This is a genomic window from Streptomyces spinosisporus (assembly GCF_022698145.1).
Classification (GTDB): Bacteria; Actinomycetota; Actinomycetes; order Streptomycetales; family Streptomycetaceae; genus Streptomyces; species Streptomyces spinosisporus.
Map to the genome: position 1 here is coordinate 594,315 of NZ_JALDAX010000004.1, position 12,547 is coordinate 606,861.

Here is a 12,547-nt window from a genome sequence, read left to right on the forward strand (position 1 = left end):
GGTGATCTCCAGAAGGCGTCCCCCGGGCAGAGCGAAGGTGTTGCCAGGGTTTCGATACGAGTGTCCTCCGTCGTTGATGAGGACGCCGTCCGCCGACCTCCAGTGAGCAGGAGCCCATTGGCCCTGGCCTTCGAGGAGCATGCTCGCCACTTCGGCAGGTTCTTCGATCAAGGTGAGAGCGCTGAGTGCGGTGGTCAGGGGAACGGCTGCGTCGTCGGGGAGTTCCGCGTCGCCGAGTGTGGGGAAGAGCAGCAAGAGTCGGGCGTCGGGGTCGCTGACGCCCGTTGTCGGTGACTGCCGAGCGGCGGACAGCAGCTCCGGCTAGGCCATCCCGGGGCCCATGAAGTGGCCGTCATCCACAGCGAGAGTTTCCGCTGCCGGCCAAGTCGGGTGATGTATCAGGTAGTCCACTCCTCGGTCTCCGTCGATGTTGCGGTAGACGACGTGGACGGTGTGGCCGGAGTGCAGGGGCATGCTGAATGTGGGCCACTCCTCCTCGGCGGAGAGCACACCATGGAGCTCCATGGCCGCGTCCCAGTCAGCCCCGAATGCGGCTCGTTGCGCGTCCTCACCACGCAGACTGCTGCCGAGGTGCACGGGCCAGAACAACGGATCGTCAAGGTGGACGCTGCCGTCTGTCAGAGGGCCACCTTCGTAGCCGGGGATCTTCAACACGCGGGGATGATGGCACAGGTTGCCGATGCTCGGGTTCGCGTGGCCACCGCGTTCTGCCACACCTGGTCGTCGCGGTAATCGGTTCTGACGACCAGCGCATCGAACTCATCGCGACGGGACCTGCGCACAGGTGAGAGGCCCCGGAGGGGACCGGGGCCTCTCTGTGGCTACGTGATGCGCATCCTGTTGCTCGTCAGCCCTAGTCGCAGTGTGAGCCCACTGGGGCCACCTGTGCGCCTGGGTTGCCCTCGCCGTTGAGCGCGTTGCCCAACAGGCCGTTGAGGAGGCCGACCTGGCCGAGGATGTCGATGTTCAGGTCGTGGGACTTGCATCCCCCGTCGCCATGCATGGCTTCCGCGCCCTGGGCGCTGGCGGTGCCGGTGCCTATGAAGCCGACGAGGGCGATGACGGCGGCCGCGGCGGCCGCCCTGGGGAGCTTGCGCATTTCTCCTCCTTGGGTTGGGTGAGCGCACCGTCGAAAGATCCACTTCACAAAGATCCACTTTGCGCCCATTTCGGAGGCTAGTCCGATATGTACCAAGTCGCTCTCCGAGGCTGCCATCCGTGATCGAGGGCTCGGCCGGTTGGCTCTCAGGGCGTGGAGAAGGGCGTGGGCGAAACGTGTCGTGCCGTCAGGCGTAGGTCCAGCGCCAAGCGTTCGAGCTGTAGGTGCACTTGATCGCCGCACCGCTCGCGTTGGTGGTGACGGAGCCGTGGTCGCTGTTGCGGCAGAACTGTCCCGCCGAATAGCAGTTGCCGGCGTTGGACCTGATCGAGCAGGTGCCGGTGTCGTCCTGGCTGCTGCCACCGCTCCCGCTGCTCCCACTCCCCGCTGCCGCGACTCGCGCGGTGGTGGTGTGCGTGACGGTGACCGTGGGGCGGGGCTTCGGCTTGGCCGTCACCGTCTCGGTGACCGTCGGGCCGGGCTCGGGCGTGGTCGTCACCGTCGCCGTGACGGTCGTCGCCGGCTTGGCCTTGGTCTCGACGGGCTGCCCGCTGCTGCAGCCGCTCGCGGCGACGATCACGCCGGCGACGAGCAGACCCGCGGCGCGAAAGCGTATGCGAGGGCGTCTGTTGCGCGCGCTGTGGTGCGTGGTGTTCATCCGATCCCCCCTGGCGGATCAAGTGGAATGACCGTAGTGCCGGGGAGGGTGATGTGTGGAGGATGTGTGAAAGGGGTGATTGTTCTGTGATGTTGCCGGGTGGTGAGGCGTCGCCGGGCTGGGGCCTTGCGGGAGTGCTACGCCGCCTCCGCCAGTCGGTGGAACGCCTGGGTGGTGCGGGGGTGGGCGATCTCGTCGAGGACGTGTCGCCACTCGGGGTCGGAGAGGTCCGGGTGGGCCAGGTCCCAGGCGGTCAGGAGGGGAGCCAGTTCGCTCTCGTCAGGGTCGGTGACCAGGCTGTTCACGGTGATGCTCGGCCGGGGGGACTGCTGCGGCTTCATGGGAGTCTCCCTTCGGAGAGTGTGGCCGGAGGTGTCGGTCCGTTGGCTTCTGTCGACTTCTACGATGCTCCCGCCCACGTTTCCGCACCATGAAGCGTCCTACCGGACCCGGGGTGTGGCTGGCCGTACCCCCGAGGGGGGTTGTCCTCCCCGTCAGTCGGTGCGGCAGTGCTCCTCCAGGTACCCGGCCGCCAAGGCGCTCGCACGGGTGAACCAGTCGGTCAGGACCGCGATTTCGTCGGGGGAGTACTCGGCGAAGAGTTCGTTCAGACGGGCGTAGTACGGCTCGTAGACCTCCCGTACGCGGGCCTCGGCGTCCGGCAGCGCGGCCACGCGGACGCGGCGGCGGTCGGTCGGGTCGGGGCGGCGGGTGACGTAGCCCGCCCGTTCGAGGCGGTTGAGGATTCCGGTCACCGCGCCGGTGGTGACGTGTGCGCGGGCCGCCAGGTCGCCGGCCGTGAGGAGGTTCTCGCCGGCCTCGATGACGTAGCCGAAGCAGGTCAGGTCGGTGATGTTCAGGCCGACCTGCTGGGCCATCTCCTGCTGGCCGATGAGGCTGGTCGCGATGAGGTGGTCCATCGACGACAGTGCCTGGGCCGGGGTGGCGGGCGGGCGCCGCTTGGCTGGCATGGCGGATTTCCTGATTCCCTTAGATCGTGAGAGGTTTCTGCGCCAAATTTCTTACGTCGTGAGAGGTTCGGGTACTCCGAATCCCGGTCGTCCTCGGGGAGGCGGGCATGAGCGCACACCAGTATGACGAGGGGCACACGGTCGCGGGCTGGACCGGGTTCGCGGTCGCTGTCGTAGGGACGGTGGTGTTGGGGCTGGGGGTGTGCACGGTGTCGGCGGCCCTGCTGGCCGGTGGGCTCGGGATCCTCGTGCTGAGCGTCCTGGTCACGTGGGTTCTGCATCTCGCCGGGTGGGGCAAGCCCTCCGGGGGGCGTCCCCCGGAGCAGTGGGGGTGGCGGACGCGTGATCTCTCGGCGCGCGAGGGGCATCCCGGATGTGTCGGGTACCGGCTGGCGGGGCGGGGGACGGGGGCACGGCGCGGGACGCGGTCCCATGAGACCTCGCAGGCCCACGGCACCTCGATGTCTTACGGCACCTCTACGTCTTACGGCGCCTCGCAGTCCGACGGCGCTTCGCAGTCCCACGGCGCCTCGCAGCCGCACGGCACCTCGACGTCCCACAGCACCCTTCCCTCCTACGGCCCCTCGGAGGAAGCCGCCGCAGCCGCCGACCCCGGCCAGTGATCACGGACCCGTTGTCAGTGCCGTCCTCTACTGTCGTCAGCGATGGCACAGGCATGGAGATGCTCGGGGCTGCGGTGGTCGGTGGACGGGCCTGAGCTGGTGTGGGACGGCGGGCGGCGCAGTGTGCCGGCCCGGGGGAAGCGGGTGGCCTTCGGGGTCGCGGACGGGGGTGTGCGGACGTGTGTGGGAGCGCGGGGACATGCGTGCCCGAGGCGGGCGGTCGTGCCGGGGCGGAGCACGGGCGCGCGGTGCGAGGAGTGCGGGCGGCTGGACCGGGCGCACTCGGTCGCCGCCGACACGATCGCGGACGACCCGCGGCCGTACCACGTATATCTGGCCTGGTTCGGGCCCGGCATGGTCAAGGTGGGGATCACGGCCGAGGAGCGGGGCTCGGCACGGCTGCTGGAGCAGGGGGCCGTCTGCTTCAGCTGGCTGGGCCTCGGACCGCTGATGGCAGCCCGACGCACCGAAGAGCTGCTGCGCGCCGCGCTCCAGGTGCCCGACCGGATTCCGTACGCGCAGAAGCGGGCGGTGCGATCCCGGCTCCCGGCGTCCGAGGCGGAGCGCGCGGCCGAGATCGAGGCGCTGCACGCGCGGGCGGTGGGGCTGGCCCAGTGGCCGGAGTCGCTGGCACGGAAGCCGTGTGAAGTCGTCGACCACGCCGGGGTGTTCGGGCTCGACGGGTTGCCGGGCGCGGGCGGTGCGGTGAGCGAGCTGGTCGCCGGCGGCGGAGTGCGCGGGGAGCTGCTGGCGGCCGCCGGGCCCGATCTGCATCTGGCGGCCGGGCGGGAGGTCGTCGTACTGGACACCCGTCTGATGCCCGGGTGGGAGATCGTCCCGGGCGTGGGTGAGGATGGGTGCACCTTTCCTGTGCGGGAGTTCGGCGAGGCGGCGGGCATCAGCGTGCAGGACGGGTTGTTCTGAACCGACCGTGAGGGCACGCGGCGGCGGGTTCGACACTGGGTGCGTGGGCGAGAGGGCGTATGACCGAGGCGGCTGAGGTCCGGGAGTTCTGGGGGCGGCTCGGGGTGCCCGGGCTTGTCGATGTGCATACGCACTTCATGCCGGAGCGGGTGCTGCGCAAGGTGTGGGGGTACTTCGACGCGCTGGGGCCGTTGACCGGTGGCGTCGAGTGGCCGATCACCTATCGCGAGGAGGAGGCCGAACGGGTCGCGCGGCTCAGGGAGTTCGGGGTGCGTGCCTTCACCGCCATGCTCTACCCGCACAAACCCGGCATGGCGCAGTGGCTGAACGGCTGGGCGGTCGACTTCGCGGGCCGTACGCCTGGCTGTCTGCACACTTCCACCCTGTTTCCGGAGCCCGGGGTCGAGGCCTATGTCCGGGACGCGGTCGAGGCGGGCGCCCGGGTCTTCAAGGCCCATGTGCAGGTGGGTGCGTACGACCCGGCGAGCGAACTGCTCGACCCCGCCTGGGGGTTGCTCGCCGAGGCCGGCATCCCGGTCGTCGTCCACTGCGGCAGCGGACCCGCTCCCGGCAAGCACACCGGACCCGAGCCGATCGCCCGCGTCCTGGCCCGCCACCCCCGGCTGCGGCTGGTGATCGCGCACATGGGGATGCCGGAGTACGAGGACTTCCTCGACCTGGCCGAGCGCTACAAAGAGGTGCGGCTGGACACGACGATGGCGTTCACCGACTTCAGCGAGCGGTTCGCGCCGTTCCCGCGGCGGGCGCTGCCGCGGCTGACCGACCTCGGCGACCGCATCCTGCTGGGCAGCGACTTCCCCAACATCCCCTATCCGTACGTCCATCAGCTGCACGCCCTGGAGGGACTGGGGCTCGGACAGGAGTGGTTGCGCGCCGTCTGCCACGACAACGGGGCGCGGCTGTTCGGGCTGTGAGCCCGCACGACGACCCAGACCCTCCCACCGGCACCGGCCGCCCACGGGCACCGGCCTCCCACCGGGATCGGCCTCCACCGGGATCTTCCACTGGCACCGGCCGCCCACCGGGACCGGCCTCCCACCGGGACCGACCTCCACCGGGATCGGCTGCCCACCGGGACCGACCTCCACCGGGACCGACCTCCACCGGGACCGACCTCCACCGGGATCGGCTGCCCACCGGGACCGGCCTCCCACCGGGACCGACCTCCACCGGGACCGGCCTCCCACCGGCACCGGCCTCCACCGGCACCGGCCTCCACCGGCACCGGCCTCCCACCAGCCTCCCAGTGACTTCCCATCCCTCCGAGGGGTTCCCTGAGAGGTCCCTGTGCGTTTCTCAGGCTATTCACAGGTTGCCGAAAGGGCCTTCTCAGAGGATTCCGACAGTGTGTCCAGCATGACCACGACCTCGCCCCAGGGGCGCACCGAACTGCTGAGGCCGGACGGGAGCCCCGTCCGAGTGCTTGTGGTGGACGACGAGATGTCGATCACCGAACTTCTGTCCATGGCCCTGCGCTACGAGGGATGGCAGATCCGCAGCGCGGGGGACGGCACGGGAGCCATCCAGGCCGCGCGCGAGTTCCGGCCGGACGCCGTCGTCCTGGACATGATGCTGCCCGACATGGACGGCCTGACCGTCCTCGGGCGGCTGCGCCGCGAGCTGCCGGACATTCCCGTGCTGTTCCTCACCGCCAAGGACGCGGTGGAGGACCGTATCGCGGGTCTCACGGCGGGCGGCGACGACTACGTCACCAAGCCGTTCTCCCTGGAGGAGGTCGTCGCACGGCTGCGCGGTCTCATCCGCCGTTCCGGCGCGGCCGACCGGCGCTCCGAGTCCGTGCTGGTCGTCGGTGACCTCACCCTCGACGAGGACAGCCACGAGGTGTCGCGAGCCGGGCAGGGGATTCATCTGACGGCGACCGAGTTCGAGCTGCTGCGCTTCCTGATGCGCAATCCGCGGCGCGTGCTCAGCAAGGCACAGATACTCGACCGGGTGTGGTCGTACGACTTCGGCGGGCAGGCCAATGTCGTCGAGCTCTACATCTCGTATCTGCGACGGAAGATCGACGCCGGACGTGAGCCGATGATCCACACCCGGCGCGGCGCCGGTTATCTGATCAAGCCCGCCGTGTCATGAGCGGACGACGACGGCCGCGTACGCAGAAGCGACGCGCGGGACAGCCGCGCACCCTGCGGGCGCGGCTCGTCGTCGCGTCCGTGGTGCTGATCGCGGTCGTCTGCGCGGTGATCGGCACGGTGACGACACTGGCGCTGCGCTCGCATCTGTACGACCAGTTGAACGTCCAGTTGCGCGAGGCGGCGGCGCGGGTGTCGGGCGACTTCATGCCGCCCGGTGTCGGCAAGGGCGGCGGCGCGCTCGGACAGGGCCAGCAGAACCAGATCCACAAGGCGACCGATCTCAGTGAATTCGTCCAGCACGGCCCGCAGCCTCCCGGCACGCTCGCGGCCACCGTCGTCAACGGCTCCATCACGGACGGCAAGATCGGCAAGAAGTCCTCGTCCACCTTCGAGATGAGTGCCAAGGACCTCACCGAGGCGCAGATGACGGCGCTCAACCAGGTCTCCCAGGACGGCAGTCCGCACACCGTGGACCTCCCGGGGCTGGGCACGTACCAGGTCCAGTACCGCAGCGGCTACTACGTCGGCCTCCCCACCGCGGAGACCGACAGCACCATCAACACCCTGATCCTCGTGGAGATCAGCGTCACCGCCGCCGGCCTCGGCGCAGCCGTCATCGCCGGGTACGCCCTCGTGGGCGTGGCCACCCGCCCGCTGCGGCGGGTCGCCACGACCGCGACGCGGGTCTCCGAACTGCCCCTGCACACCGGCGAGGTGAACCTCAGCGAGCGGGTCCCCGAGTCGGAGACGGACCCGCACACGGAGGTCGGCCAGGTCGGCGCCGCGCTCAACCGGATGCTGGACCATGTCCACGGCGCCCTGCACGCACGGCAGCAGAGCGAGATGCGGGTACGGCAGTTCGTGGCGGACGCCAGCCATGAGCTCAGAACACCCCTCGCCTCCATCCGCGGCTACGCGGAGCTGACCAGACGCGGCAGGGAGCAGGTCGGCCCCGACACCCGGCACGCTCTCGGCCGTATCGAGTCCGAGGCGGGCCGGATGACGCTGCTCGTGGAGGATCTGCTGCTGCTCGCCCGGCTGGACGCCGGACGCCCGCTGCAGTTCGAGCAGACCGACCTGGTCCCGCTGGTCGTCGACACGGTCAGCGACTCCCGCGCGGCCGGCATGGACCACAACTGGCGCCTCGACCTGCCCGACGAACCCGCGCTGGTCAGCGCGGACGCGGCCCGTGTGCAGCAGGTGCTGGTCAATCTGCTGGGCAACGCCCGCAAGCACACCCCGCCCGGTACGACGGTCACCGCGCGCGTGCAGCGGCGGGGTTCGTGGATGTGTGTCGACGTGGAAGACAACGGCCAGGGCATCCCGCCCGATCTGCTGCCGCATGTCTTCGAGCGGTTCGCGCGCGGTGACTCGGCGCGCTCGCGCTCAACGGGCTCCACCGGCCTCGGACTTGCGATCGTGCAGGCCGTCGCGACCGCGCACGGCGGCGCCGTCACCGTGGACAGCGTTCCCGGACGCACCGTGTTCACGGTGTATCTGCCGGCGCTCTCCCCGGCGGTGCCCCACCCGGCCCCCGAAACGAACTGGCAATCGCACTCACAGGCGCACCACAGTGCCACCACATGGGTGCAACAGGGGGCTTGACCACAGTCGTTTCCATGCGAACCGACTCTTCTCCCGGCACCCTGCCGGTGCGGGAGCACCTCCCGGCCGGCGACGCCGGTACGCCCGTCCTGGATGTAGTGATCCCCGTCTACAACGAGGAGAAGGACCTCCAGCCGTGTGTGCTCAGACTGCACGAGCACCTCAGGCGCACGTTCCCGTACGCGTTCCGCATCACGATCGCCGACAACGCCTCGACGGACACCACCCCGCAGGTGGCGGTGCGGCTGGAGGCGGAGATACCGGAGGTATACAGCTTCCGTCTGGAGCAGAAGGGCCGCGGCCGCGCCCTGCGGACGGTGTGGTCCGCCTCCGAGGCGCCGATCCTCGCCTACATGGACGTGGACCTGTCGACCGACCTCAACGCCCTGCTGCCGCTGGTGGCACCGCTGATCTCGGGCCACTCGGACCTCGCGATCGGCTCCCGGCTCGCCCGCTCCTCGCGCGTGGTGCGCGGTCCCAAGCGGGAGTTCATCAGCCGGGCGTACAACCTCATCCTGCGCGGCTCGCTGCAGGCCCGCTTCTCCGACGCACAGTGCGGTTTCAAGGCGATCCGGCGTGATGTCGCGCAGGTGCTGCTGCCGATGGTCGAGGACGCCGGCTGGTTCTTCGACACCGAGATGCTGGTGCTCGCCGAGCGTGCGGGCCTGCGCATCCACGAGGTGCCGGTCGACTGGGTCGACGACCCGGACTCCACCGTCCACATCGTGAAGACGGCGACCGAGGACCTCAAGGGCGTGTGGCGCGTGGGCAAGGCCCTGGCCACCGGCTCGCTGCCGCTGGACCGGATCACCCGGCCGTTCGGCGACGACCCGCGCGACCGCGACATCCAGGACGTACCGAAGGGGCTGGCCCGCCAGCTCGTCGGGTTCTGTGTCGTGGGCGGTCTGTCGACCCTCTTCTACCTGCTTCTCTACAGCGTCTTCCGGCAGTTCAGCGGCTCGCAGATCGCCAACGCGCTCGCCCTGCTGGTCTCGGCCGTCGCGAACACCGCCGCCAACCGGCGCCTGACCTTCGGGGTCCGCGGCCGGGGCGGCGCCGTCCGCCACCAGGCGCAGGGGCTCGTCGTCTTCGGTATCGGCCTCGCGCTGACCAGCGGTTCGCTCGCAGCCCTGAACGCGGCGACGTCCGACCCCGCGCACTCCACCGAACTCGCCGTCCTCGTCGCCGCCAACCTCGCGGCGACGGTGCTGCGCTTCCTGCTCTTCCGCGCCTGGGTCTTCCCCGACCGGGGCGAGGGCCGGCCGTACCCGCAGTACCAGCCGCAGCCGTACGAGCAGCAGCCCTACCAGCAGCAGACATACGGACAGCAGCCGTACGAGCAGCAGACGTATCAGCCCCCGCTGCCGCAGCGCGAGGTCGCGCACGCGGACCGCAGCTGGGAGGACGCCACCCTGCATCTGCAGCCGGTGCGTCCGGCCGACACCGATCCGAGGGATCCGCGATGACCACCCACTACGACCGGACGACCTACGGCGCCGGCCCCGCACCGTCCTCCTGGGGCCCGCCTCCCACGACGGCCCCCGCGGCCCCGCAGGCGGGCGAGCCGAAACAGCCCGTCGTACGCAGGCTGTGGCGCGGCCGTCCCGAGGACCCGCGCTGGGCGCGCCCGGCCTTCCTCGGCCTGCTCGCCGTCACGCTCCTGCTGTACCTGTACGACCTGAGCGCCTCCGGCTACGCCAACTCCTTCTACTCGGCGGCCGTCCAGGCCGGCAGCACCTCCTGGAAGGCGTTCTTCTTCGGCTCGTTGGACGCGGGCAACGCCATCACCGTCGACAAGCCCCCGGCCTCACTGTGGCCGATGGAGCTCTCCGTCCGGATCTTCGGCCTCAACTCGTGGGCGATCCTCGTCCCCGAGGTCCTGATGAGCGTCGCGACGGTCGCCGTCGTGTACGCGGGCGTACGGCGCCGGTTCAGCGCCGGGGCCGGTCTGATCGCGGGCGCGGTGCTCGCGCTCACCCCGGTCGCGGCGCTGATGTTCCGGTTCAACAACCCGGACGCGATGCTGGCGCTGCTGATGGCGCTCGCCTGCTACCTGGTGGTCCGCGCGGTCGAGGACGGCCGGACGAAGTGGCTGGTGTGGGCGGGTGTCGCGATCGGCTTCGCGTTCCTCGCCAAGACCCTCCAGGCCTTCCTGATCCTGCCGCCGCTCGCGATCGTGTACGCGGTCTGCGCGCCGGTGCCGGTGCGGAAGCGGTTCGGTCAACTGGCGCTCGCCACCGGTGCGTTGATCGCCTCCGGCGGCTGGTGGGTCGCGATCGTCGAGCTGTGGCCGGCGGCCTCGCGCCCCTACATCGGCGGCTCGCAGAACAACAGCTTCCTTGAACTGACCTTCGGCTACAACGGCTTCGGCCGCCTGAGCGGCGACGAGACCGGCAGCGTCGGCGGCGGTGGTGGCGCGGGCGGCACCGGGCAGTGGGGCGAGACCGGCTGGGACCGGATGTTCAACTCCGAGATCGGCAGCCAGATCTCCTGGCTGCTGCCCGCCGCGCTGATCCTGTTCGCCGCCGGTCTGGTGGCGACGCGGAGGCTCAAGCGGACGTCCGTGACGCGTGCCTCGTTCCTGGTCTGGGGCGGCTCGCTGCTGATGACCGTGATCGTCTTCAGCTACATGGCGGGCATCTTCCACCAGTACTACACGGTGGCCCTCGCGCCCTACCTGGCGGCCGTGATCGGCATGGGCTCCGCGCTCCTGTGGGAGAAGCGGCGTGAGACCTGGGCGTCGCTCACCCTCGCGGCCGCGGTCGTCGCGAGCGCCGCGTGGGGTTACGTCCTGCTCAACCGCACCCCGGACTATCTGCCCTGGCTGAGGAACCTGGTCCTGGTCGGCGGTCTGGCCGCCGCGCTCGGCCTGATCTTCGCGGGCCGGATCAACCGCCGACTCGCCCTCGGGGCGGCGGTGGTGGGCCTGGTGGCCGCGCTGGCCGGCCCGACCGCGTACACCATCAGCACCCTACGGCAGGGCCACACCGGCTCCATCGTGACCGCGGGCCCGGCCGGCGCGAGCATGATGGGCGGCCGACCCGGCGGCGGTGGCGCCGGCGGAATGCGCGGCGGCTTCGGCGGGGGGATGCCGGGTCAGAACCAGCAGGGCCAGCAGAACCAGCAAGGCGGCCAGAACCAGCAGGGCCAACCCAGCCAGCAGGGTCAGCAAGGCCAGCAGGGCCAGGGTCAGCAGAACGGCAACGGCTTCCCCGGCAACGGTTTCGGCGGCCGAACCGGTGGGGGCATGCGCGGCGGCGGTGGCGGAGCCGGTGGCCTGCTGAACGGCGCGACCGTCAGCTCCCAGGCCAAGAAGCTGCTGGAGACCGACTCCTCGAAGTACACCTGGGCCGCCGCGGCCATCGGCGCCCAGAACGCGGCGAGTTACCAGCTCTCCACCGGCGACCCGGTGATGGCGATCGGCGGCTTCAACGGCACCGACCCGTCCCCGACGCTCGCCCAGTTCCAGCAGTACGTCACGGACGGCAAGATCCACTACTTCATCGCGTCGGGCACCGGCGGCAGCAGCAGCGGTACGTCCTCGCAGATCACGTCATGGGTCGAGAAGAACTTCAAGAAGGTGACGGTCGGTTCGGCCACCTTCTACGACCTGACGCAGAGGACGAGCAGCTGACGGAAAGCCGCTGACAGAAGGGCGCCGACAGAAAGTCGCTGTACACCGTATAGCCAGTGCTATGCGGTGTACAGCGACTGCACGCCGCGGGCAGCGCCGCCGACCGGTACGGTCGCAAGAAGCTGCTGGTCGTGGGCCTGGCCCTGTTCGGCGTCGGTTCGCTGGTGGCCGGGCTCTCGGGCAGCACCGGTCAGCTGATCGTCCAGGAACCCCCGCGGCGACCGCCCGGACCTGCTCGGCGCCCTGCTCTCCACCGTCGGCATGGCCTCGCTGGTGTTCGCGATCATCTCCGGTCCGGAGCACGGCTGGACCTCGGGGCGCGTCCTGTTGACGGCGGCCGTCGCGGTCGTGGTCCTGGGGGCGTTCGCGTACTGGGAGAGCCGTGTCCCGTATCCGATGCTCGACCTGCACTTCTTCCGGGACCGCAGGTTCACGGGTGCCGATGGTCGACCCGCGCTCGGCACGCCCGTGTCGATCGCGCTGGGCATGGTGCTGATGTCGGCGGGGCTGGTGTCCATCGCGATGCTGGACACGGGCGGCTATGCCGGAACCCTGCTGGGTCTGCTGCTGATCGGCGGCGGCTGCGCGATCGCCAACCCGGCGATGGCGTACGCCATCATGAGCGCGATCCCGCCGGAGAAGGCGGGGGTCGGGGCCGGCATCAACGGGACGCTGGCGGAGTTCGGCAACGGCCTGGGGGTCGCGGTGCTCGGGGCCGTCCTGACCTCGCGGGTGCCGTCCGCGGGGCTGGCCGTGGGGCTGGAGACGGGGCAGCTGGTCGGTGCCGTGGCCGTGTTGCTGGGCGGGGTGGTGGCCGCGGCGTTGCTGCGGCGCGCCGAGCGGGCAGACTCGGGGGTGTTGGTCGCCTGAGAGTTCGGTGGCGTCGCCCGCC

Annotated in this window: 11 protein-coding genes and 2 pseudogenes; 8 read left to right on the plus strand and 5 right to left on the minus strand. The window is 70.4% G+C overall.

The window, feature by feature from the left end; genetic code table 11:
- Positions 1-321 precede the first annotated feature (321 nt).
- The 5 genes from MQN93_RS14330 to MQN93_RS14350 form a co-directional block, all read right to left on the minus strand.
- On the minus strand, positions 322-675 hold the full coding sequence (locus MQN93_RS14330) for a hypothetical protein (protein ID WP_242709763.1): 354 nt from the start codon (positions 673-675) through the stop codon (positions 322-324).
- Between the two features lie 199 nt (positions 676-874).
- Positions 875-1,120 carry a hypothetical protein gene (locus MQN93_RS14335; protein WP_016436947.1) on the minus strand — a complete coding sequence of 82 codons (246 nt, stop codon included), beginning with the start codon at positions 1,118-1,120 and terminating at the stop codon, positions 875-877.
- A 187-nt stretch (positions 1,121-1,307) separates the two neighbouring features.
- On the minus strand, positions 1,308-1,778 hold the full coding sequence (locus tag MQN93_RS14340) for a hypothetical protein (protein WP_242709764.1): 471 nt from the start codon (positions 1,776-1,778) through the stop codon (positions 1,308-1,310).
- A 137-nt stretch (positions 1,779-1,915) separates the two neighbouring features.
- Positions 1,916-2,119, minus strand: coding sequence for a hypothetical protein (locus tag MQN93_RS14345; protein ID WP_016436945.1), 204 nt, complete (start codon positions 2,117-2,119; stop codon positions 1,916-1,918).
- A gap of 153 nt (positions 2,120-2,272) precedes the next feature.
- Complete coding sequence (locus tag MQN93_RS14350; RefSeq protein ID WP_016436944.1) at positions 2,273-2,749, minus strand: MarR family winged helix-turn-helix transcriptional regulator; 477 nt, start codon at positions 2,747-2,749, stop codon at positions 2,273-2,275.
- 107 nt (positions 2,750-2,856) lie between these two features.
- Here MQN93_RS14350 and MQN93_RS14355 point away from each other — a divergent pair.
- The 8 genes and pseudogenes from MQN93_RS14355 to MQN93_RS14390 form a co-directional block, all read left to right on the plus strand.
- A pseudogene (locus MQN93_RS14355) lies at positions 2,857-3,162 on the plus strand (HGxxPAAW family protein); the annotation flags it as partial.
- 252 nt (positions 3,163-3,414) lie between these two features.
- Positions 3,415-4,296 (plus strand): DUF2797 domain-containing protein, encoded by an 882-nt coding sequence (locus MQN93_RS14360; RefSeq protein ID WP_242709765.1) that lies wholly within the window; start codon positions 3,415-3,417, stop codon positions 4,294-4,296.
- A gap of 59 nt (positions 4,297-4,355) precedes the next feature.
- Positions 4,356-5,231, plus strand: coding sequence for an amidohydrolase family protein (locus tag MQN93_RS14365; RefSeq protein ID WP_016436941.1), 876 nt, complete (start codon positions 4,356-4,358; stop codon positions 5,229-5,231).
- 442 nt (positions 5,232-5,673) lie between these two features.
- Complete coding sequence (locus MQN93_RS14370) at positions 5,674-6,414, plus strand: response regulator transcription factor (protein WP_037783210.1); 741 nt, start codon at positions 5,674-5,676, stop codon at positions 6,412-6,414.
- On the plus strand, positions 6,411-8,021 hold the full coding sequence (locus tag MQN93_RS14375) for a sensor histidine kinase (RefSeq protein ID WP_242709766.1): 1,611 nt from the start codon (positions 6,411-6,413) through the stop codon (positions 8,019-8,021). The genes MQN93_RS14370 and MQN93_RS14375 overlap by 4 nt, the downstream gene beginning before the upstream one ends.
- 14 nt (positions 8,022-8,035) lie before the next feature.
- Positions 8,036-9,487 (plus strand): bifunctional glycosyltransferase family 2/GtrA family protein, encoded by a 1,452-nt coding sequence (locus MQN93_RS14380; RefSeq protein ID WP_242709767.1) that lies wholly within the window; start codon positions 8,036-8,038, stop codon positions 9,485-9,487.
- Positions 9,484-11,655: a mannosyltransferase YkcB-related protein gene (locus MQN93_RS14385; RefSeq protein WP_242709768.1), complete on the plus strand. Its 2,172-nt coding sequence runs from the start codon at positions 9,484-9,486 to the stop codon at positions 11,653-11,655. Before MQN93_RS14380 ends, MQN93_RS14385 begins: the two co-directional genes overlap by 4 nt.
- 77 nt (positions 11,656-11,732) lie before the next feature.
- Positions 11,733-12,525, plus strand: a pseudogene (locus MQN93_RS14390) (MFS transporter); the annotation flags it as partial.
- Positions 12,526-12,547 lie beyond the last annotated feature (22 nt).